This is a genomic window from Pseudomonas sp. S4_EA_1b, from assembly GCF_016307435.1.
Classification (GTDB): domain Bacteria; phylum Pseudomonadota; class Gammaproteobacteria; order Pseudomonadales; family Pseudomonadaceae; genus Aquipseudomonas; species Aquipseudomonas rhodesiae.
The window spans coordinates 19,446-39,777 of the sequence record NZ_JAEILC010000045.1; the positions used below are offsets into that span (position 1 = coordinate 19,446).

22 protein-coding genes are annotated in these 20,332 nt (G+C 60.8%); 11 read left to right on the forward strand and 11 right to left on the reverse strand.

Features of this window, described 5'->3' with window-relative positions; all coding sequences use genetic code 11:
• Positions 1–8: 8 nt before the first annotated feature.
• From YA0848_RS15050 to YA0848_RS15075, 7 genes are all read left to right on the forward strand, one after another.
• Positions 9–227 (forward strand): hypothetical protein, encoded by a 219-nt coding sequence (locus tag YA0848_RS15050; protein ID WP_198712603.1) that lies wholly within the window; start codon positions 9–11, stop codon positions 225–227.
• Positions 228–229: 2 nt separating this feature from the next.
• Positions 230–574 carry a hypothetical protein gene (locus YA0848_RS36525; protein WP_332873553.1) on the forward strand — a complete coding sequence of 115 codons (345 nt, stop codon included), beginning with the start codon at positions 230–232 and terminating at the stop codon, positions 572–574.
• Positions 475–1,596: a tyrosine-type recombinase/integrase gene (locus YA0848_RS15055; protein WP_332874078.1), complete on the forward strand. Its 1,122-nt coding sequence runs from the start codon at positions 475–477 to the stop codon at positions 1,594–1,596. Before YA0848_RS36525 ends, YA0848_RS15055 begins: the two co-directional genes overlap by 100 nt.
• 38 nt (positions 1,597–1,634) lie before the next feature.
• The gene (locus YA0848_RS15060) at positions 1,635–3,407 is read left to right on the forward strand and encodes an N-acetylglutaminylglutamine amidotransferase (RefSeq protein ID WP_184315782.1); all 1,773 of its coding nucleotides are present in this window, start codon (positions 1,635–1,637) and stop codon (positions 3,405–3,407) included.
• 3 nt (positions 3,408–3,410) lie between these two features.
• A complete protein-coding gene (gene ngg / locus YA0848_RS15065; protein ID WP_184315784.1) occupies positions 3,411–5,159 on the forward strand; it encodes an N-acetylglutaminylglutamine synthetase in 1,749 nt (582 codons plus the stop codon).
• A 103-nt stretch (positions 5,160–5,262) separates the two neighbouring features.
• A complete protein-coding gene (locus tag YA0848_RS15070) occupies positions 5,263–6,447 on the forward strand; it encodes an osmoprotectant NAGGN system M42 family peptidase (protein ID WP_034099320.1) in 1,185 nt (394 codons plus the stop codon).
• 59 nt (positions 6,448–6,506) lie between these two features.
• On the forward strand, positions 6,507–6,734 hold the full coding sequence (locus tag YA0848_RS15075; protein ID WP_003192759.1) for a YheU family protein: 228 nt from the start codon (positions 6,507–6,509) through the stop codon (positions 6,732–6,734).
• A 10-nt stretch (positions 6,735–6,744) separates the two neighbouring features.
• On the opposite strand, the gene csrA is transcribed toward YA0848_RS15075, so the two are convergent.
• Positions 6,745–6,948 carry a carbon storage regulator CsrA gene (csrA, locus tag YA0848_RS15080; RefSeq protein ID WP_034099321.1) on the reverse strand — a complete coding sequence of 68 codons (204 nt, stop codon included), beginning with the start codon at positions 6,946–6,948 and terminating at the stop codon, positions 6,745–6,747.
• 318 nt (positions 6,949–7,266) lie between these two features.
• Positions 7,267–8,082, reverse strand: coding sequence for an SDR family oxidoreductase (locus YA0848_RS15085; protein WP_034099322.1), 816 nt, complete (start codon positions 8,080–8,082; stop codon positions 7,267–7,269).
• Positions 8,083–8,411: 329 nt separating this feature from the next.
• Between YA0848_RS15085 and YA0848_RS15090 the strand changes: the two genes are divergently transcribed.
• Positions 8,412–8,564: a DUF3309 family protein gene (locus tag YA0848_RS15090; protein ID WP_003192767.1), complete on the forward strand. Its 153-nt coding sequence runs from the start codon at positions 8,412–8,414 to the stop codon at positions 8,562–8,564.
• Positions 8,565–8,618: 54 nt separating this feature from the next.
• Here YA0848_RS15090 and YA0848_RS15095 read toward each other — a convergent pair whose 3' ends face one another.
• The 5 genes from YA0848_RS15095 to YA0848_RS15115 form a co-directional block, all read right to left on the reverse strand.
• On the reverse strand, positions 8,619–10,706 hold the full coding sequence (locus YA0848_RS15095) for an LTA synthase family protein (protein WP_034114640.1): 2,088 nt from the start codon (positions 10,704–10,706) through the stop codon (positions 8,619–8,621).
• A gap of 268 nt (positions 10,707–10,974) precedes the next feature.
• Positions 10,975–11,166, reverse strand: coding sequence for a PLDc N-terminal domain-containing protein (locus YA0848_RS15100; RefSeq protein ID WP_003172956.1), 192 nt, complete (start codon positions 11,164–11,166; stop codon positions 10,975–10,977).
• 67 nt (positions 11,167–11,233) lie between these two features.
• Positions 11,234–11,764 (reverse strand): hypothetical protein, encoded by a 531-nt coding sequence (locus YA0848_RS15105; RefSeq protein WP_169902382.1) that lies wholly within the window; start codon positions 11,762–11,764, stop codon positions 11,234–11,236.
• A gap of 41 nt (positions 11,765–11,805) precedes the next feature.
• Positions 11,806–12,318: an ankyrin repeat domain-containing protein gene (locus YA0848_RS15110; RefSeq protein WP_034099327.1), complete on the reverse strand. Its 513-nt coding sequence runs from the start codon at positions 12,316–12,318 to the stop codon at positions 11,806–11,808.
• A gap of 111 nt (positions 12,319–12,429) precedes the next feature.
• Positions 12,430–14,256: a long-chain-acyl-CoA synthetase gene (locus YA0848_RS15115; protein WP_034099329.1), complete on the reverse strand. Its 1,827-nt coding sequence runs from the start codon at positions 14,254–14,256 to the stop codon at positions 12,430–12,432.
• Positions 14,257–14,651: 395 nt separating this feature from the next.
• Between YA0848_RS15115 and YA0848_RS15120 the strand changes: the two genes are divergently transcribed.
• A complete protein-coding gene (locus YA0848_RS15120) occupies positions 14,652–14,930 on the forward strand; it encodes a DUF3509 domain-containing protein (RefSeq protein WP_003172952.1) in 279 nt (92 codons plus the stop codon).
• Positions 14,931–14,976: 46 nt separating this feature from the next.
• Here YA0848_RS15120 and YA0848_RS15125 read toward each other — a convergent pair whose 3' ends face one another.
• From YA0848_RS15125 to aroC, 4 genes are all read right to left on the reverse strand, one after another.
• Positions 14,977–15,246: a response regulator transcription factor gene (locus tag YA0848_RS15125; protein WP_034099331.1), complete on the reverse strand. Its 270-nt coding sequence runs from the start codon at positions 15,244–15,246 to the stop codon at positions 14,977–14,979.
• Between the two features lie 210 nt (positions 15,247–15,456).
• On the reverse strand, positions 15,457–15,963 hold the full coding sequence (locus YA0848_RS15130; protein WP_169902383.1) for an acireductone dioxygenase: 507 nt from the start codon (positions 15,961–15,963) through the stop codon (positions 15,457–15,459).
• Complete coding sequence (locus tag YA0848_RS15135) at positions 15,960–17,117, reverse strand: MFS transporter (protein ID WP_034099335.1); 1,158 nt, start codon at positions 17,115–17,117, stop codon at positions 15,960–15,962. The genes YA0848_RS15130 and YA0848_RS15135 overlap by 4 nt, the downstream gene beginning before the upstream one ends.
• An 85-nt stretch (positions 17,118–17,202) precedes the next feature.
• On the reverse strand, positions 17,203–18,294 hold the full coding sequence (gene aroC / locus YA0848_RS15140) for a chorismate synthase (protein ID WP_034099336.1): 1,092 nt from the start codon (positions 18,292–18,294) through the stop codon (positions 17,203–17,205).
• A 142-nt stretch (positions 18,295–18,436) separates the two neighbouring features.
• Between aroC and YA0848_RS15145 the strand changes: the two genes are divergently transcribed.
• Complete coding sequence (locus YA0848_RS15145; RefSeq protein WP_169902384.1) at positions 18,437–19,399, forward strand: alpha/beta hydrolase; 963 nt, start codon at positions 18,437–18,439, stop codon at positions 19,397–19,399.
• Between the two features lie 99 nt (positions 19,400–19,498).
• Positions 19,499–20,305 (forward strand): hypothetical protein, encoded by an 807-nt coding sequence (locus YA0848_RS15150; protein ID WP_034099339.1) that lies wholly within the window; start codon positions 19,499–19,501, stop codon positions 20,303–20,305.
• Positions 20,306–20,332 lie beyond the last annotated feature (27 nt).

Sequence of the window (20,332 nt, forward strand, 5' to 3'; positions counted from 1 at the left end):
GACACCCTATGTTCGCAATCAAACTCACCCTGATCCTGCTGGGCGCTTTGCTGTACCTGGTCGGCAGCGGCTGCTGGTTCTTCTGGGCCGGGCCTGACCTTGTGGGCGCTGGCACCACCGAGGCACTGCTCTACGCCTTCGCCGGCACATGCGCCTGGCTGCTGATCAGCTTCGGCCTGGCCATCCACATCATCAATACAGCGCGGCCCACGGTGGTCGGGAGGTAGGCATGGCAGTAGCGGAAAAACTTAGCGATGAGTCGGGCCACGACAAGGTCACCGAAAAAAGGATGGCCGAGCTGCTGGGCACCACGCCGAAAGCCCTGCAGCGCAAACGAGAACGTAACATCATCCCCGCCGGCGTCTGGTCGAAGATCGACGGACGAATCATGTACAGCAAATGGAGGTACGACGAATGGCTAGAGAGCCAATGGAGCTGCCCACCGGAGTTGAGCTTGTCGGGAAATCGATCAGGATCAGGTTCTCCTGGAACAAGAAGCGGCACTGCGAAACGCTCGCTCTCCCGCAAACCCCAAAAGGAATCGCAGCAGCCGAGGCTTTACGTTCTCAAGTGATACAGCTGTCAAAGCTGGGAGCGCTCACGCCAGAGAAGTACAGGGAGCTATTCCCCAATAGTAGGAGCGATTCGACTGGGCATATGCCGATATTCTTCGACTACGCCCAGGACTGGCTGAACAGCCTTCAGATAGAAGACAGCACCCGCAAAAACTACCGCAGCACCATGCAAACCTACTGGGTGCCGTACCTCGCCGAGTACCCACTCGACAAGATCACCCCAGTACTGATGCGGAAAATCGTCAACGGGATTACTTGGACCTCTCCAATTCGCCGGAAAGGCGCCATCCGGCTGGTGACTGGCCTCCTGACACAGGCTGTGAATGACGAACTGATATTGAGGAATCCGGCCAACTCGATCCCGCCGACCCGGGTAACCAAGCGCGAAATCGACCCGTTCAGTCGCGAAGAGGCGGACGAGTTGATCAAAAAGCTGTACGAATTGACGAGCGGTTTGCAGGCCATTTACGCGTGTTTTTTTGAGTTTTCTTTCTATACAGGAATGCGTCCAGGCGAGGCTATGGCCCTGCGGTGGAGCGAGGTTGATACGCGCTCGCGGCGCGCCAAGGTGTGCCGTATCAGGCTGTACGGCAAGATCAAGGAGAGGACCAAAACGAAGGTCTCGCGGGAAGTTTTATTGAACGATCGAGCTTTGCAGGCACTCGAAAAAGCCAGACTACTTACGGCGGCGCGCTCTGATTACGTTTTCGCGCCGGACGGTTCGGGTGACAGATCAGAGCTATACATCCGATCCGAAACTGGAGCTAAGCGTTATTGGTTGTCAGCACTGCGCAAGAGCGGAATGCGGTATCGCCGGATGTATGACACCAGGCACACCTACGCAACAATGTGCCTGATGTCCGGAATGAACCCCGCATTCATCGCTGCGCAACTTGGGCACAGCGTCCAGGTCCTGCTTTCAACCTACGCCAAGTGGATCAGTTCCTCGAGTGATTTCGCGGAGCTTGAAAAGCTGGATTTACCGAAAATCGGTACAAGTTTGGTACATGAATCTCGGTAGATGCGCCTAGGTCCAGCAAATACAAGGCCCTATGCAATATGTGCGGATTAGCTGGTGAGTTACGTTTCGATGCCCAACCTGCCGACCTGGCTGCGGTTGAGCGCATCACCCATCATTTGGCGCCACGCGGCCCTGACGCGTGGGGCTTCCATGCCCAAGGGCCGATTGCCCTGGGCCATCGCCGCCTGAAAATCATGGACCTGTCGGATGGCTCCGCCCAGCCGATGGTCGACGCTCAACTCGGGCTGTCCCTGGCATTCAACGGCGCGATCTATAACTTTCCGGAGCTGCGCGAGGAACTTGAAGCCCTCGGCTACGCGTTCTATTCCGGCGGCGACACCGAAGTGCTGCTCAAGGGCTATCACGCCTGGGGCGAAGCGCTACTGCCCAAGCTCAATGGCATGTTTGCCTTCGCCATCTGGGAGCGCGACGCGCAGCGGCTGTTTATCGCCCGCGACCGCCTTGGCGTGAAGCCGTTGTACCTGTCGCGCACCGGCCAGCGCCTGCGCTTTGCCTCTGCATTGCCGGCACTGCTCAAGGGCGGCGATATCAACCCGATCCTCGATCCGGTGGCGCTCAATCACTACCTGAATTTCCACGCGGTGGTGCCAGCGCCGCGCACCTTGCTGGCGGGCATCGAGAAGCTGCCTCCGGCCAGTTGGATGCGCATCGACGCCCAGGGCAACATCGAGCAGAAAACCTGGTGGACCCTGCCCTACGGTCCCCATGACGATGAGCAACACCTGACCCTGCAAGACTGGACCGACCGTGTGCTCGACAGCACCCGCGAAGCCGTGGCGATCCGCCAACGTGCCGCGGTGGATGTGGGCGTGCTGCTGTCCGGTGGTGTGGATTCGAGCATGCTCGTGGGGCTGTTGCGTGAAGTCGGCGTGCAGGACCTGTCGACATTTTCCATCGGTTTTGAAGATGCCGGCGGCGAGCGCGGCGACGAGTTCCAGTACTCGGACCTGATCGCCAAGCATTACGGCACGCGCCATCACCAATTGCGCATTGCCGAAAGCGAAATCATTGAGCAATTACCTGCGGCGTTCCGCGCCATGAGCGAGCCGATGGTCAGCCACGACTGCATCGCGTTCTACCTGCTGTCGCGAGAAGTTGCCAAGCATTGCAAGGTGGTGCAGAGCGGCCAGGGCGCTGACGAATTGTTCGCCGGTTACCACTGGTATCCGCAGGTCGATGGCGCCAGCGATCCGTACGCAGCCTATCGCGAAGCTTTTTTCGACCGCAGTTACGACGACTACGCGGCCACCGTCGCGCCCAAGTGGCTGACCGTCAACGACGCTGCCGGCGATTTTGTGCGCGAGCATTTTGCGATGCCGGGCGCCGATGCCGCAGTGGACAAGGCCCTGCGCCTGGACAGCACGGTGATGCTGGTGGACGACCCGGTCAAACGCGTCGACAACATGACCATGGCCTGGGGCCTGGAAGCGCGCACGCCCTTCCTCGACTACCGCCTGGTGGAACTCTCGGCCCGTGTGCCATGTAAGTTCAAACTGCCCGATGGCGGCAAGCAAGTGCTGAAAGAAGCCGCGCGCCGAGTGATCCCCAGCGAAGTCATCGACCGCAAGAAGGGCTACTTCCCCGTGCCCGGCCTCAAGCACTTGCAGGGCGACACCTTGAATTGGGTCCGCGAACTGCTGCTGGACCCGAGTCAAGACCGCGGCCTGTTCAACCCGGCCATGCTCGATCGTCTGCTGACCGACCCTCAAGGCCAATTGACCCCGCTGCGCGGCTCCAAACTGTGGCAACTGGCGGCGCTGAACCTGTGGCTCAGCGAACAAGGAATCTGATTGATGAAACCTCACGCCGCGGCTTACAGCCAACGTTTGCTGAAGGGCCAGACGCCGACCTATGAGCGCCTGCAAGCCCGCCTGGCCGAAGATGGCAGCCCCCTGGCCGCCGAGCCGATTGCCGTGCACTGCGGCTGGGGCCGCTTGTTGATCGGTCACACCTTCCCAGACCCGTCCAGCCTGGCCCAGGAACTGCTCAAGGAGCAGCCGGGCGAGCGCGATATCGCGCTGTATGTGGCCGCGCCCCAGCAGATTCTGGGGATCGACCCGCAGCAATTATTCCTCGACCCGTCCGACACCTTGCGTCTGTGGTTCAGCGATTACCGCCCGGCCACTCGTGTGTTTCGCGGGTTTCGTATTCGTCGCGTACAGAGCGAGGCCGATTGGCAGGCGGTCAACCGTTTGTATCAAGGCCGCGGCATGTTGCCGGTGGACGCTGAACGCCTCACCCCGCGTCATCAGGGCGGCCCGGTCTACTGGCTGGCTGAAGATGAAGACAGCGGCGCGGTGATCGGCAGTGTGATGGGCCTGAATCATCAAAAAGCCTTCCACGACCCTGAAAACGGTTGCAGCCTCTGGTGCCTGGCGGTCGACCCGCAGTGCACCCGCCCCGGCGTGGGCGAAGTGCTGGTGCGCCACTTGGTCGAACACTTTATGAGCCGTGGCCTGAGCTACCTTGACCTGTCGGTGCTGCACGATAACCGCCAGGCCAAGAACCTCTACGCCAAGCTGGGTTTTCGCGCGCTGACCACGTTTGCGATCAAGCGCAAGAACGGTATCAACCAGCCGCTGTTTCTCGGCCCCGGTCCGCAAGCGGAGTTCAACCCCTATGCGCGGATCATCGTCGAAGAGGCCCATCGCCGCGGCATCGATGTGCAGGTGGACGATGCCGACGCGGGCCTCTTCACCCTCAGCCACGGCGGGCGCCGCGTGCGCTGCCGCGAGTCGCTGAGCGACCTGACCAGCGCCATCAGCATGACCCTGTGCCAGGACAAGAGTCTGACCCACAAAGCCTTCAAGGCGGCCGGGTTGAATGTGCCGTCCCAGCAGTTGGCGGGCAGCGCCGACGACAATCTGGAATTTCTCGACGAACATCAGCGCGTCGTGGTCAAGCCCCTCGACGGCGAGCAAGGCCAGGGCGTGGCCGTGGATCTGCAAACCATCGAAGAGGTGCAGCAGGCCATCGAGGCGGCGCGGCAGTTCGACAGTCGTGTGCTGTTGGAGAGCTTCCACGAGGGCTTGGACCTGCGCATTCTGGTGATCGGCTTCGAAGTGGTCGCCGCCGCGATCCGGCGCCCTGCTGAAGTCACCGGCGATGGTCAGCATTCCATCGGCGCGCTGATCGAAGCCCAGAGCCGACGCCGCCAGGCCGCCACCGACGGCGAAAGCAAGATCCCATTGGACGGCGAAACCGAGCGTACCCTCGCCGCCGCCGGCTATGACTACAGCAGCATCCTGCCACGCGGCAAAACCCTGGCTGTGCGTCGCACCGCCAACCTGCACACCGGCGGTTGCCTGGAGGACGTCACCGCGATCCTGCACCCCACGCTGGTGGACGCTGCCGTGCGCGCCGCCCGGGCCCTGGACATCCCCATGGTCGGCCTGGACCTGATGGTGCACGCCGCCGATCAACCCGAGTACGTGTTTATCGAAGCCAACGAACGGGCCGGCTTGGCCAACCACGAGCCGCAGCCAACGGCGGAAAAATTCGTGGATCTGTTATTTCCCCATAGCCAGCCCAGCGCTCTATAGCCGCTGGCGCACTGGCTTTCTGTGGTGACGGCCTGCTCGGTTGAGCAGGCGTGTCGGGCAAGTCAGCCCACTCCACCACCGTGTTAAATCATCAGGAGTTCTTATGACCCGAACCATTCCCGAACCGGATCTCAACTACCTGCAAAAAGTCCTGCTGGAAATGCTCGCCATTCCCAGCCCTACCGGTTTTACCGACACCATCGTGCGGTATGTGGCCGAGCGTCTGGAAGAACTGGGCATTCCGTTTGAAATGACCCGGCGCGGCACCATTCGCGCCACCCTCAAAGGTCAGAAAAACAGCCCGGACCGCGCAGTGTCGGCGCACTTGGACACCATCGGCGCCGCCGTGCGCGCGATCAAGGACAACGGCCGCCTGACCCTGGCGCCGGTGGGCTGCTGGTCGAGCCGCTTTGCCGAAGGCAGCCGCGTCAGCCTGTTCACCGACAACGGCGTGATCCGCGGCAGCGTGTTGCCCCTGATGGCCTCCGGGCACGCATTCAATACCGCCGTGGATGAGATGCCAGTGAGCTGGGACCACGTCGAACTGCGCCTGGACGCCTACTGTGCGACCCGTGCCGACTGCGATTCACTGGGCATCAGCGTAGGTGACTACGTGGCATTCGACCCGTTGCCCGAGTTCACCGAGAGCGGACATATCAGCGCCCGTCATTTGGATGACAAAGCCGGCGTCGCCGCCCTCCTCGCCGCCCTCAAGGCGATTGTCGATAGCGGCGAACCGTTGCTGATCGACTGTCACCCGCTGTTCACCATCACTGAGGAAACCGGCAGTGGTGCGGCGGCGGCGCTGCCGTGGGATGTGAGTGAATTCGTGGGTATCGACATCGCGCCGGTCGCCCCCGGTCAGCACTCCAGCGAACATGCGGTGAGCGTGGCCATGCAGGATTCCGGCGGGCCCTACGACTACCACCTGTCCCGGCACCTGCTGCGTCTGGCGGCGGATAACGAACTGCCGGTGCGCCGCGACCTGTTCCGCTATTACTTCAGCGATGCCCATTCGGCAGTGACCGCCGGCCACGATATCCGCACCGCGTTGCTGGCATTCGGCTGCGATGCCACCCACGGCTACGAACGCACCCATATCGACAGCCTTGCCGCCCTGAGTCGCCTGCTGGGTGCGTATATCCTCAGCCCGCCGGTATTCGCCAGCGATGCGCAACCGGCCCAGGGCTCACTGGACCGCTTCAGTCATCAGATCGAGCACGAAACGCAGATGGAGAGCGACACGCGAGTGCCGTCGGTGGACAGCCTGGTGGGGCAAAAGTCCTGACACTGGCAACTGGGGTCCCGGCGCAGTAGGATCGCCGGGATCCAACACCTGAGGCTTGTATGCTGATTCCCTACGATGCACTTGAAGTCGATACCCTGACGCGCCTTATCGAAGACTTCGTCACCCGCGATGGCACCGACAACGGTGACGACACGCCCCTGGAAACCCGTGTACTGCGTGTGCGCCAGGCGCTGACCAAGGGCCAGGCCCTGATCGTGTTCGACCCTGAGAGCGAACAGTGCCAACTGATGCTCAAGCACGACGTGCCCAAGCATCTGTTCGATTGACGGAGGTTATTCAGGGGTTGGGGACTGCCGCCGGGTGTGTGGCGGCAGCTTGGCGTTTGCGGATTTTCTGATGCACCTCGGCGCGATGAACATTCACCCCGGCCGGTGCGTGGATGCCGAACTTCACTTGGTTACCGTTCAATTCGACGATGTGCAGGGCGATTTCATCGCCGATGGCAATGCTTTCGCCTACAGCGCGGCTTAAAACCAGCATGGCGGTTGTCCTTTTTAGAATGACAGGACCCCGACCATGCTCGCCCGATGTAGAAGCATCAATGCCCTGCCACTAAAACAGGCAGGACCTACATCAACTGGTAATTTAGCTGACAGACTAAGTGAAAGATGCAGAGGGTTTTCCCCGCTTTCATAAATCCAAACGCTGACGCATAACCCATCGGGGGCAAGCCCCCTCCCACAGTTGGACGTGTTCACAGTTCAAAAGGTGGGAGGGGGCTTGCCCCCGCTATGGCTACAGGTAGCTGCACATCTTCGGTGAAAACTTACCCTGAGAATTGAGGTTCTTGTGGTGAGTTCAGCTTTTGGTCGCCTGTGCTTTGGCGCGCATTTTGTCGGCCATACTGGTCATCTCATCGTAGAGCAGCTGCGGATTCTTCTGCTTCAACGCCCACGCCATCCGCCCTTGCTCGTGGGGCAGAATCATGAATTCTCCCTCAGCCACACGCTGGTAGATGTAATCGGCAATATCCGCCGCCGAAATCGGCGAACTCTCCAGCAACTTACCGACCTGCGCTTTCATGGCCGGCGTCGGGCCTCGGAACGAGTCCAACAGGTTGGTCTGGAAGAACGATGGGCAGACCACATGCACACCGACCTCCTGCTGCTTGAGTTCCACCAGCAGACTCTCGGACAGCGCCACCACACCGGCCTTGGCCACGTTGTAGTTGCTCATGGCCGGGCCCTGCATCAGTGCCGCCATGGAGGCGATGTTGATGATGCGCCCCTTGCTCTTCTCCAACAGCGGCAGGAACGCCTTGCAGCCCTTGACCACCCCCATCAGGTTGATTGCGATCTGCCAGTCCCAGTCTTCCAGCGACAACTCGGCGAAGAACCCACCGGAAGCCACCCCGGCGTTGTTGACGATCACATCGATGCCTCCCAGCTTGACCTCGCAAGCCTGGGCAAACGCGGTGAGCTGGCTGTAGTCGCGCACATCGCAACGCTGCACGAAACCATCGCCGCCGGCTTCGCGTACCTGCTTGAGGGTTTCCTGCAGGCCGGGCTCGCTGACATCCGACAAGGCCAACTGCCAGCCCTCGCGTGCCCAGCGCAGCGCGATTTCGCGACCCAGGCCGGAGCCGGCACCAGTGATCATCATGCGATTTTGCATAAGAAGTAGCCTTGTGGTTCACAGTAGAAGTGATCGGCAGTGTAGCGAAGGTTTCCACGCGCCCCACGCACCATCAGAGTGATGAATGCCCCAGGCAAACCCGCGGCCGGGTCAGATGCCTCAGCTCTCTCTAAGTTCAATCTTTTTCAACTAAGCAGGGTTTTAGCCACGTATTTAAAAGAAATAACCAGGTTATCGAAATGCTTTAAAAAAACAGGGAATTTTCTGTGAAGCACTACAGTCGGAGTTGTTAAGGCGCCCGTAACTAAGAGTACGGTCCTACCGTTAAATAACCTGTCCTTGCATAAGGCCTATAAGGAAATAAAACCATGAGCCTCATTCTCATCATCATCCTGATTCTGTTGCTAGTCGGCGGTCTTCCGGTGTTCCCGCACTCGCGTAACTGGGGTTATGGCCCGTCGGGTATTCTCGGCGTGGTACTGGTCGTACTGCTGGTGCTGTTGTTGCTCGGCAAAATATAAAACCGCGGTAAAAAAAGAGGCCCTCAAGAGGGCCTCTTTTTTATTGCCGGTTAATCAGTCCGGCTTGCCGTCCACCACACCGGCGGTGTTATCCAACAGGCTCTTGGTCGCCGTTTGCAGGAACGACTCAAGTTTCTGCTTGAGGGCCGCCTCATCCGAAGACTCCGGAATCAGTTTGCCGGTCGGGTTGGCACCCAACTCGTACTGCCACAACTTCGGTGGCATTTCCTTGGGCAGTACCAGGATGCGGTCCGCAGTGACCAACGCCACGGTCTGATCGCTGCCCGAAGGCTTGATCACGCCGAAACCCTTGTCCCCTTCCGGCAGGTTGAGCAGGTCGCGGCCCCAGCACTGGTGCAGAGTTTCCCCACCCAGGCGGCCCATGATGGTTGGCACGATGTCGATCTGCGTACCCACGGTGTGGTCGCGCTCGCCGAACTTTTCCTGCATGCCCGGCGCAATCATCAGCATCGGTACGTTGAAGCGGCCCAGGTCCATCTCAGTGATTTGCTGTTCGTTGCCGAAGCCGTGGTCGCCGACGATCACGAACAAGGTTTCCTTGAAGTACGGTTCCTTGCGCGCCTGCTCGAAGAACTGGCCCAGGGCCCAGTCGGAGTAACGCATCGCGGTCAAGTGCTCGTTGAGGCTGCCACGGTCAGTGACTTTCTCTACCGGCAACGGCGTCGGCAACGCGTACGGCGTGTGGTTGGACAGGGTTTGCAGCAGCGCGTAGAACGGCTTGCCGCCTTCACGGGCCTTCAGCTCTTGCAGGCCACGGTTGAACATATCCTGGTCGGACACGCCCCACGTCGGGTCGGAGAATACCGGGTCGACGAAGTCATTGCGGCCAATGAAGTTGGTCATGCCCTGGTTGCTGAAGAAGCCAGACTGGTTGTCCCAGGCGAAGTCGCCGTTGTAGACATACACGTCGTCAAACTTGCGAGCGCTGAGCAACTGCGGCAGGCCCGACAGTTTGTGGCTGCCTTCGGGGGTCTGCATCAGGTATTCGAAACCGGGCAGGTTCGGGAAGCAGGCCATGGTGGCAAACATGCCCTGGTGGGTATGGGTGCCGTTGGAGAAGAAGCGATCGAACAGCAGGCCTTCCTTGGACAATTTGTCGAAGTACGGCGTGATGTTGCCCGGACGGCCCAGCGCGCCCACCGAGTGGCCGGCGAAGCTTTCCATCAGGATCACCACGACGTTCTTGATCGGCAGGGTTTTCTCGGCCGGCGGCAGGAAGTTACGGCGCACGGCGGCGGTGTCGGTATCCACCAATTTTTCCGTCGGCAGTACCAGCATGTCGCGCACGGTCTGGGTCGCCAGCGGCTGCTCCAAAGTGGCCTTCCAGATGTTGGAGCGGTCTTCGGAGAAGCGCGACTTGGCCGCCGCAATCAGCGACAGCGTGCCATTAAGGCCCAACTGGTTGGCGAAGTTGGAGTCAGTGGTGTACACGTCGCCCCAGCGCAGCGGCGGGCCCTGGCGCAGGGTGCCACGGGCGGCGACCACGGCCACCAGCAGGCACACCACGAACACGGCGATGCGCGAATACCACGGCGCCACTTGGCGCGTGCCGATGCTGCCGCCGCTGAACGGGCCGCGCGGGCGCGTGGCGCGGTCGGCGCCTTTGAAGGCCATGCTCAGAATCAACGTACCCACGGCCCACGCCAGCAGGTAACGCACCACCGGGAAACCGTACCAGAGCATGCTCATCACGGTTTTCGGGTCTTCCTTCACATATTGGAAGACCAGGCCGTTGAGGCGCTGGTGAAACTCGCGATAGAAGTCCATTTCCATCAGGCCCAGGAACAGGGCGATGCTGGACGCGACGGTCAACCACAAACGGAAGAACCCACGCGCGGCCATCGCGCGCACGCTGAACAGCGCCAGCAACAGCGGAATGCTCAGGTACACCACCAAGCGCAAGTCCAGGCGCAGGCCGTTGCCGAACGCTTCAAGGAAGGTCGAGGCCGGTGTGTCGAGGATCATCTCGCGGTTGTATACCAGCAGCGCCAGGCGCAGCAGGGAGAACATCACCATCATGACCAGTGCGCAGAGCAGCGTGTATGCCAGATGGGATTTGACGGTCGGTTGCAGCAGACGAGTCGAGGCTCGCTGCTGGCTCAGGGCGTCCGGGTTTGCCATGTCGTTTCAGGACCCATTGGAAGTTGAAGTGGCGAAGTATTGCGTGGCGCGAATGGTGCCCGATCAAGGCCGGCAAGGCTATTAAATTACTGAACGGGGAGCTTTACCGCGCCTTGATTGGCGCGCAGCTAGAACCGGGGGGAATTGTCTTGGAGGGAATGTGAAAATTCCGTGCAACGCATATTTCGATACACAAATTTCCAGACCGGACGGCAAGCCCGTGTGGGAGGGAATGGCTCCCTCTCACACATAGACCCTGAACCCGTGGTCAGATCCGCACGTTACCGCGCGGGCCGGCGATCGCCCAGATAATCAGGCCCAGTACCGGCAGCAGCAGGATCAGCAGGATCCACAACACCTTGGCCCCGGTGCTGGCGCCGCTTTTGAAGACGTTGATGATCGCCCAGATATCCAGCGCGAGGATGATCAGGCCGATCAGGCCATTGAACGTGGAACCCATGGTGTCGCTCCTAAGTGAGGGCATGCCCTTGTAGGATAGTCAGCCCCTGCCAGGGTTCCGTTTTATTTCAGACATGTACGGCGACTTTCAGGGCTTCCAGGGACGGCTCGGCCTTGATCCCGACCTCGGCGCACAATTCCAGTACCCGTGGCAGGACGTTGCCATAAACCAGCACCACTTGAATCTCATCGTCCAGCAACTGGCTGAAGTTCACCAGCACATAGCCACCGTCTTCCTGGCTCAGGGCGCTCATCTGCACCTGGATGCGATTGAGCGCGGTCAGCGCTTCGGTCTTGGCCAGTTGTTTGGCCTTAAGGTTGAACGCCACACCCGGGCCGAACGACGCGACGATCTGGGCAAACAGGTCGCCATAAGTGTCAGCCTGGAACAGCACCGTGTCCGGCAGGCTGCCGACCACCACCCACTCCCCCAGGGGGATCGGGAAAGTGTCGTCGTAGTTGATATCCGGGTTGGCGGCCAGAAACGCCGCCGGATCGGCGTAGGCCTGAGCGGCCTCCTCGGCGATGCGCGCCACCTCATCCTGGCCCATGACGCCGGCGCTGATGTGGCTGATGAGTTCGACGAGGGCGGTTTTCATGGGGCGTTCCTGTTGCGGGCTGATTTTCGAGGGCGCAAAGCCTACACCAGATTCTGCAAGCGCGCCGCCGTATCCATCGCGCCCATGGTCTGCGCCGCTGCCAACGCGGTGGCGCCCTGGGCGTCGGTGGCCTTGGGGTTGGCGCCCTGGGCGAGCAGGTAGTCGAGCATTTCGACGCGATTGAACATCGCCGCCATCATCAATGCGGTGCGACCGTCCGACGACGCGGCTTCCACCGGCGTGCCGCCTTCGATCAAGGCCTTAACTACGGGCAGGTTGCCTTTGAACGCCGCGCCGGCAATCGGCAATTGGTTCTTATCGTTAGCGATCAACGGGTCGGCCTTGAACTCCAGCAGCACTTTGACCGCCTCGGCGTGACCGTGGTACGCCGCCAGCATCAGCAAGGTGTCGCCATTGTGATTGCGAAAGTTGGCCGGCAAGCCCTTAGCCAGCAGCGCGGCGAGCATGGCGGCATCGCCTTTGCGAGCCACATCGAAAACCTGTTCGGCAAATTCGGCGGCTTCGTCTTCGGTCATTTGTTTGGGGGCAGACATGGGGGCTCCTTGGCGGGTGCGAGTTCAAGTACTGAATATGGCGCCCAGTGTCGCGATGGAGTTCCCCACTGTCATGGCTTTTTTGTCAAAAGTTTCCATAGACACACTCAATCAATAGCGGAAATGGCCACCCTGAATCTGCGCCAATAGCTCGCCAGTGATCGGCACGTAACCATCCGACCCCGGCAGCCAGGCATACACCGGGTCGTTGCCCGCCTTGGCCGGGTCGAAAGCCTCTTCCTTGAGCCGCACCTTCTGGTACTTGAATGTGCCGGTGGTTTCCATCTGCACCTTGATCCGCAGGAACAGCGGCACCGCGTATGGGGGCAACTGGCCGTGGGCGAATTGCAGCAGTTCACGCATGTCCAGCGCGGCCAGGGACTCGCTGGGGGTGATGGCGACCATGCCGGCGCGGCCATTGGTGTTGTCGATTTCCACTCCGTAGGCCACCACTTCGGCAATCTGCGGGTGTTGCAGCAGGACGTTTTCGACTTCGGTGGTGGAGACGTTTTCCCCTTTCCAGCGATAGGTGTCCCCCAGGCGATCGACGAACTGCGCGTGGCCGAAACCGATGCTGCGTAATAGATCGCCGGTGTTGAAATAACGGTCGCCCGGTTCGAAGACGTCGGTGAGGATGACCTTGCGGTTTTTTTCTGGGTCGGTGTAGCCGTCGAAGGGCGACTTGTCATCGATCCTGGCCAGCAGCAGCCCCTGCCCGCCCGTCTGGACCTTGCGCATGAAGCCATCGCCGCCACGGATCGGTTCGCCGCTGTCGTGGGCGTAGTCCACCAGCGCCCAGTGCTGCAGGCAAAAACCGATGGTGTTGTCGAAATTCAACACATTGGTGAAGCCGATGTTGCCGTCGCTGGCGGCGTACAGCTCGCAGATATGAGCCACGCCATAGCGCGCCTTGAACTGCGCCCACACGCCGGGGCGTAGGCCATTGCCGACCATCTTGGTGACGCGGTTGTCGCGGTCGTTTTCGCTGGACGGCTGGTCGAGCAGGTAACGGCACAACTCACCCACGTAGCCCAGGGTGGTGGCGTTGAACTTGCGCGCATCGTCCCAGAACTGACTGGCGCTGAACTTGCGACGGATGGCGAACCCAGACGCGCCGACAATCGCCGAGCCCCAGCACACACATAGGCCGGTGGCGTGGTACAGCGGCAAGGTGCAATACAGGACGTCGTCGGGGCCCATGTCCAGGGCAATGCGGCCGAAACTCACGGCGGTCTTGGTCCAGCGTCCATGTTTCATGATGCCGGCCTTGGGTAGGCCAGTAGTGCCGGAGGTGTAGATATAGAAGCAGGGGTCGTTAAAGAACACCTGGGCGGTGCTGGCAGGGTTAGCCTGCGCGCAGTCGGCGCTGGCTGCGATCAGGTCGACATAGCCCTCGGGCAGCGACGCTGACGACTGATCAGGCACGAACCATGTCCGTTCGGCCTGGATCGGCACCTGATCGCGCACCGCGTCATAAACACCGACCAACTCCGCGCCAACCACGATCGCCACCGGGCTGACCAGGTTAAGGCTGTGCACCAACGTCGCCTGGGTTTGCGCGGTGTTGACCATCGCGCAGATGCCGCCCAGCTTGGCCACGGCCAGTACGCACAGCAATAATTCCGGGCGGTTTTCGATAAACAGCGCCACCACATCGCCCTTGCCAATGCCTTGGGCGTGTAAGTGGTGGGCAATCCGATTGGCCTGTCGGTTGACATCGGCGTAACTGAGCACGCGGTCGCCGTACAGCACCGCGTTGCCGTCGGGGTTGCGCAAGGTGGCTTGCTCGAACTCCCAACCCAGCCCGCAAGGTTGGCCGGGGTCGGTGACATTCGCCGCGCGCATGCCACGCACCACGCGCGGCAAAGCGCGAACAATGGCGGGCACCTTACGTAGCATCTTGCCCCAGGTGATCATGTCGTCATGCGGAGGGTTCATGGCGGAACGTCCTTTTTCTTATTCTTCGTATGATCCGCACACAGCAGCATCACCGTAGGAAGCTGCTAAATGCCTTGCAGGAAAATACGTCAGCCCTTCTTCAGCTGTACACGCAGGATTTGAAAAGTTTTGTATCCCGACGGATGCGCTCGGGAAAAAGGGAATTTAGCCGCGCTTAAACAGTCTTTAAACGTAATGAGGCACCAGTGGCACCGCGCCGGGTAACGCAAAATGCAGGATGCATGATGGCCATTCATGCAAATTGCACGAAAACGAAAACTTCTATTTTTTATAAGGCCCTGATTTATAAGGAATTTTTAGTATTCGTTAAGCTGGCACAATCGCTGCACCTATCACTCCATGCTTGCCCACTTGAGCCAATGGAGCTGATAAACATGAGCCTGATCCAAGATAAATTCGCTTCGGTATTTTCCAACTACGACGTCACCACTCAGCCTCGTCCGGACGGCGGCATCCTGTTGACCTTGCGTAACAGTGAAGGCAAGCAGGTCAAACGCTCGATCTCTTACCAGCAATTGCATACTGCCGACCAACTGACCTGGGTGATCAGCGCCATCCGTCGTGACCTGGCTGAGCAAGCCAGTGAGCTGCCGCAGATCTCCATGCTGCAAAGCCAGAATCGCTTCGCCCTGCCGACCTACCACTCCGCGTAAGTCAGCCGCGCACAAAAAGGGNNCGTCGCGGCCCTTTTTTATGGGCTTAACACAGGCCCTGGCGCGCGGCTTCGTTCATGGCCTGTACGCGGTTGTTGACCTGCAACTTGCCGTAGATGTTGCGCAAGTGGAACTTCACCGTGGCCTCGGAGGTGCAGCGAATCTGGCTGATCTCCCAGACGGTCTTGCCTTCGGAAGCCCATCGCAGGATTTCCAACTCCGACGGCGTCAGCGGCTTCCCCCATAAGTTAAGGCGTCTTCTGACGGCATTGGGCACGGTATACGACGACTCAAACGACTCCTCTGGGCGATTCATTGCGTCTCTCCTTTTTATTGGCTAATGCCCGATCACCCTTCGGATTCCTCCTATTGACAGGTGACATAAACACTGAGGCCGCAGAAGAGTTACACAACCCATGCACGTCGTGGGCAGGGGTCCGCATAAACAGCAAAGCCCTACAGATAACCAAGCCACTTCCCACAGCAATTTCAAATTTGCCGGGGTTGAAGATCCTATTCGTTGAGGTTAGTCGTCCAAACCCGGAAAGCGTTCGGCGAGAGTATCGCCCGTCAACGCAGGCTTGGTGCCCTCGGCACTGTTGAACAACCGCAGCATGACAAAATGCCCATGCTCGCCCTGATCAAACCAATGCGCCATGCCAGCCGGAATCATCAACAGATCGTTTTTTTCGCAGCGTACGCTGTAGACGTAATCGCCGACATGCAGGCTGAACAGCCCCTGCCCCGCGATAAAGAAGTGGGCGTGGGCTTCGCGGCAACGTTGCTCGGCAAGCGGCGGGCGCGGGTCGATGACTGTGAGCACCTCGACGTTGGCATACCCCAGATCATTGATCGGCGCCTTATACGCCTCGATCAGCGCGCTATCGGTGGCGCCCTTCTCGATCGCGGCCGGTTGCCAGCGCTCGAAGCGCGCGCCGTGCTCGGCCAGGGTGCTGGCGATATCGTCGAGATGGGTCAACACCTTGTTCGGCGTATCCGGTGTAGCGACGTGGTAGACGGCGACATAACTCATTGAAGGGTTCCTTGGTTCTGCTCGTGCAATCGAAAGCCGATGATAACGGCCGCGGCCAGGGCGGCGACGCTGGCAAGACTAAAGGTGAAGGTCGGGCCCAGCAGGTTCCAGCTGTAGCCGGCATACAGCGCGCCCAAGGCTCCGCCGGTGCCGGACAATGCGGCGTACAGCGCCTGGCCCTGGCCCTGTTGTTTAGCCCCGAAGCTGCGCTGCACAAAGGCAATCGCCGCCGCATGGAAACTGCCGAAGGTAGCCGCATGCAGCACCTGCGCCAGCAGCAGCACCCAAAAGAATTCGGCCAATGTGCCTAGCAATACCCAGCGCAGCGCCGCCAGCAGAAAACTCGCCAGCAGCACCCGGCGCAGCGAAAAGCGCGTAAGGATACGGCTCATGCCCAGAAACATCAGCACTTCGGCCACCACCCCCAGCGCCCACAGCAGTCCGATCACGCCCCGGCTGTAACCCAAGTGTTCGAGGTGCAAGGTCAGGAACGTGTAATACGGGCCATGGCTCATCTGCATCAGCGCCACACAGGCGTAGAACGCCAGCACGCCGGGGCTGCGCAGTTGCTTGAGGAATCCGTCCCCGGCCAGGCGATTGCCGTGGTTGGCCGGCTGTGCATTCGGCACCCACAGGCTGGCACCGATGATGCCGGCCATGATCACCACAACCACCACCGGGTAGATGTCCAGGCTTAGCCAGTCGAACAGGCGGCCCATGATGACCACGGTAAGAATGAAACCGATGGAGCCCCAAAGGCGGATCTGGCTGTAGCGCGAGGTGTGTTTTTGCAGATGGGCCAGGGTGATCACTTCAAACTGCGGCAGCACTGCGTGCCAGAAGAACGCATGCAGCGCCATCACCAGCGCCAGCCAGGCATAGGTGTGGCTGACGAAAATCAGCGAGAAGCTCAGCAACGTGCACACCGCGCCAAAACGCACGATGGCCAGGCGGCGGCCGGTGTAATCCCCCAGCCAGCCCCACAGGTTCGGCGCCACGCAGCGCATCAACATGGGGATGGCCACCAGCTCGCCGATGCGCGCGCTGGAGAACCCCAGGTGATCGAAGTACAGCGCCAGGAACGGCGCGGTGGCGCCCAGCAGGGCGAAGTAGAACAGGTAGAAGCTGGAAAGGCGCCAGTACGGGATCAGCATGGTGTGGGGGGCTGCTTCGCAGCCCGGCGCGAGCAAGCTCGCTCACCACAACAATTTCGCTTACCACAGCCAATATTGCGGACGGTCACAGCTGGCCCAGTACCGGGGTCGTCACCTGCACGTCGGCGTTCTGCCCGCGATTGCGCAGCAGGTGGTCCATCAGCACGATGGCCATCATCGCTTCGGCGATCGGCGTGGCGCGGATGCCGACGCAGGGGTCATGACGGCCTTTGGTGATCACGTCCACCGGGTTGCCGTGCACGTCGATCGAACGGCCCGGGGTGGTGATGCTGGAGGTGGCCTTGAGGGCCAGGTGCGCGACGATGGGCTGACCGGACGAAATACCCCCGAGAATGCCACCCGCGTTATTGCTGAGAAACCCTTGGGGCGTCAGCTCATCGCGATGCTCGGTGCCGCGCTGGGCGACACAGGCGAAACCGGCGCCGATTTCCACGCCCTTGACCGCGTTGATGCTCATCAGCGCGTGGGCCAGCTCAGCGTCGAGGCGGTCGAAAATCGGCTCGCCCAGGCCCGGCTTGACGCCTTCGGCGACCACGGTGATCTTGGCGCCGACCGAGTCCTGGTCACGGCGCAGCTGATCCATATAGGCCTCCAGCTCCGGGACTTTGTCCGGGTCGGGGCAGAAAAACGCGTTGTCTTCCACGCTGTCCCAGGTCTTGAACGGGATTTCAATCGGGCCCAACTGGCTCATGTAGCCACGGATCAGGATGCCCTGGGTCGCCAGGTATTTCTTGGCGATGGCCCCGGCCGCCACGCGCATGGCGGTTTCCCGGGCCGAGCTGCGGCCGCCGCCACGGTAGTCGCGCTCGCCATATTTGTGGTGGTAGGTGTAGTCGGCGTGGGCCGGGCGGAACAGGTCTTTGATCGCCGAGTAGTCCTTGGACTTCTGGTCGGTATTACGAATCAGCAGGCCGATGGCGCAGCCGGTGGTGCGGCCTTCGAACACGCCGGAGAGGATCTCGACTTCATCGGGTTCCTGGCGCTGGGTGGTGTGGCGGCTGGTGCCGGGTTTGCGGCGGTCGAGGTCACGCTGCAGGTCGTCCAGGGTCAACTCAAGGCCGGGCGGGCAGCCGTCGACAATGGCGACCAACGCCGGGCCATGGCTTTCGCCCGCGGTGGTGACAGTGAACAGCTTGCCGAAGGTATTGCCGGACATGCAGGGCGCTCCGTGAAATCAGTTGTAATCACTCAGGGGTGATAACCAAGCGCGCCAGTATACGCGGGCACACCGACTAGTTCATCCTCGAAACCTTACCGGTCGGCATGGGTCCAACCGGCACTTCCCTGATGATGGCGCGATGATGCTGCGAGTTTTGCTGTTCACCCTCACCCTCTTGACCACCCTGGCCCACGCCGCGTCCCCTGTTGTCCTACAACGGCCCATCAGCCTCGACACCGGCAGTGGCAAGCTATTCGGCTCGTTGTTGCTGCCGCAGTCCGACAGCCCGGTGCCAGTGGTATTGATCATCGCCGGTTCCGGCCCCACCGACCGCAACGGCAACAGCGCCGACGGCGCGCGCAACGACAGCCTCAAGCGCCTGGCCTGGGTGTTGGCCCGGCACAATATCGCCAGCGTGCGCTACGACAAGCGCGGCGTGGCCGCCAGCCTGGCCGCTACCCCGGACGAACGCAACCTGACCCTGGATGCCTACGTCGCCGACGCGGTGGCGTGGGGCAACCTGCTCAAGGCCGATAAGCGCATGGGCCCATTGATCGTACTGGGCCATAGTGAAGGTGCACTGGTGGCCGCGCTGGCCGCGCCGCAGTTGCAGCCTGCCGGGGTGATTTCCCTGTCCGGCAGCGCGCGCCCGGTGGATCAAGTGATCCGCCAGCAACTGGCGGATCACCTGCCCCCTGCCCTGTTGTTACGCAGCAATGAAATCCTCGATCACCTCAAGGCCGGTCAGGTGGACGCCGATGTGCCTGGCCCGCTGCAAGGCATTTTCCGACCCAGTGTGCAGCCGTATCTGATCAGCCTATTCCGCGCCGATCCATCGGCCGCGTTCGCCAAGCTGAACATGCCGGCGCTGATTATCCAGGGCACCCACGATATCCAAGTGGGCGTGGGCGATGCCCGGCAACTCAAGCAGGCCAAGCCCGACGCGCAACTGGTGGTGATCGACGGCATGAATCATGTGATGCGCATCGTGCCCAAGGAAGTGAAACAGCAACTGGCGTCCTACAACGACCCGCAATTGCCCCTTGCCGCTGAATTGGGGAAGCGCATCGTGAGCTTTATCGACGGACTTCAACCCCGTTAAGCAACAAATGGCCTCCAGTCCTGGCAAATCCGGCCGATAAGCCCAGGGTCGACAGTAAAAAGACCGTCGACTCGCTGGGCCTGGACAGGATCGCACCGCATGACAACCACAGAAGCACTACCCGAACCGACCGCCGACACCTCGGCCGCAACACCCGAGGCCGCCGACACGGCGCCTTTGCCATGGGCGGACGTTCAAGCCGAACATTTCAAGATGCTGCGCCTGGCTCCCCTGGCCACCGACCGCGCCACCGGTGCGCGGCCGTTGCGGTTTGTGCAGTTCGGCTATGCCGAGCGCAACGACAAACACCACAGTCTTTTGCGCATGGTCATCCAATTGCCCGGTCAGCGCGTGCGCCGCGAGCAGAACCATTTGGATGTGTGGGTCGACCACGATAAACATCGCGTGCATTTTGGCCCCGGCAACAGCCTGGAAATCGAGCCGCCCAACCGTGGCATCGGTCGATTCCTGGTGGCCCAGGCCGCGGCTTGGGCGAAAAAGCACTGGTCCCATTACCGCGTCGATGGCGTCGACCTGTCCAACAAGGACGCCCTCAACGAATCCACGCGCCTGCGCCGCGATCACTTTTTGCGCATCCAGGGTTTCGATGTGGCCTACGCCGATGTGCAGCACCTCAAAGGCAACGTACAGCCCGGTAAGGTCAGCGCGGTGCTGGACAGTTGGAACACCGAGAAGGTGCAGTTCGTGGAAATCCTCGAAGCCGCACAGATGCTGCAGCAGGCCGAGCAGAATCTGCTGGAACAGGAAGTGAAGCTGCGCAAGGAAGAAGAAAAGGTCACCAAGTTCAAGCGCGAAGACAGCGGCTTGCGCTTTACGATTACCTGCCTGGTGGCGTTTACAGTGTTTCAGGCGGGGTTGTTGATCTGGATTGCGACGCACCGATAGCCGTTTGAAAGGCGATCGATGTGGGAG

Excerpts from the sequence above, each read along its gene's own strand:
- YA0848_RS15105 (WP_169902382.1), bottom strand. The coding sequence starts at position 11,764 with ATGAAAACCGCCCTCGTCGAACTCATCAGCCACATCAGCGCCGGCGTC.
- YA0848_RS15085 (WP_034099322.1), bottom strand. The coding sequence starts at position 8,082 with ATGCAAAATCGCATGATGATCACTGGTGCCGGCTCCGGCCTGGGTCGC.
- YA0848_RS15095 (WP_034114640.1), bottom strand. The coding sequence starts at position 10,706 with ATGGCAAACCCGGACGCCCTGAGCCAGCAGCGAGCCTCGACTCGTCTG.
- YA0848_RS15090 (WP_003192767.1), top strand. The coding sequence starts at position 8,412 with ATGAGCCTCATTCTCATCATCATCCTGATTCTGTTGCTAGTCGGCGGT.
- YA0848_RS15110 (WP_034099327.1), bottom strand. The coding sequence starts at position 12,318 with ATGTCTGCCCCCAAACAAATGACCGAAGACGAAGCCGCCGAATTTGCC.
- YA0848_RS15130 (WP_169902383.1), bottom strand. The coding sequence starts at position 15,963 with ATGAGTTATGTCGCCGTCTACCACGTCGCTACACCGGATACGCCGAAC.
- YA0848_RS15100 (WP_003172956.1), bottom strand. The coding sequence starts at position 11,166 with ATGGGTTCCACGTTCAATGGCCTGATCGGCCTGATCATCCTCGCGCTG.
- aroC (WP_034099336.1), bottom strand. The coding sequence starts at position 18,294 with ATGTCCGGCAATACCTTCGGCAAGCTGTTCACTGTCACCACCGCGGGC.
- YA0848_RS15120 (WP_003172952.1), top strand. The coding sequence starts at position 14,652 with ATGAGCCTGATCCAAGATAAATTCGCTTCGGTATTTTCCAACTACGAC.
- YA0848_RS15050 (WP_198712603.1), top strand. The coding sequence starts at position 9 with ATGTTCGCAATCAAACTCACCCTGATCCTGCTGGGCGCTTTGCTGTAC.
- YA0848_RS15070 (WP_034099320.1), top strand. The coding sequence starts at position 5,263 with ATGACCCGAACCATTCCCGAACCGGATCTCAACTACCTGCAAAAAGTC.
- YA0848_RS15145 (WP_169902384.1), top strand. The coding sequence starts at position 18,437 with ATGATGCTGCGAGTTTTGCTGTTCACCCTCACCCTCTTGACCACCCTG.
- ngg (WP_184315784.1), top strand. The coding sequence starts at position 3,411 with ATGAAACCTCACGCCGCGGCTTACAGCCAACGTTTGCTGAAGGGCCAG.
- YA0848_RS15060 (WP_184315782.1), top strand. The coding sequence starts at position 1,635 with ATGTGCGGATTAGCTGGTGAGTTACGTTTCGATGCCCAACCTGCCGAC.
- YA0848_RS15135 (WP_034099335.1), bottom strand. The coding sequence starts at position 17,117 with ATGCTGATCCCGTACTGGCGCCTTTCCAGCTTCTACCTGTTCTACTTC.
- csrA (WP_034099321.1), bottom strand. The coding sequence starts at position 6,948 with ATGCTGGTTTTAAGCCGCGCTGTAGGCGAAAGCATTGCCATCGGCGAT.
- YA0848_RS15125 (WP_034099331.1), bottom strand. The coding sequence starts at position 15,246 with ATGAATCGCCCAGAGGAGTCGTTTGAGTCGTCGTATACCGTGCCCAAT.
- YA0848_RS36525 (WP_332873553.1), top strand. The coding sequence starts at position 230 with ATGGCAGTAGCGGAAAAACTTAGCGATGAGTCGGGCCACGACAAGGTC.
- YA0848_RS15150 (WP_034099339.1), top strand. The coding sequence starts at position 19,499 with ATGACAACCACAGAAGCACTACCCGAACCGACCGCCGACACCTCGGCC.
- YA0848_RS15115 (WP_034099329.1), bottom strand. The coding sequence starts at position 14,256 with ATGAACCCTCCGCATGACGACATGATCACCTGGGGCAAGATGCTACGT.
- YA0848_RS15075 (WP_003192759.1), top strand. The coding sequence starts at position 6,507 with ATGCTGATTCCCTACGATGCACTTGAAGTCGATACCCTGACGCGCCTT.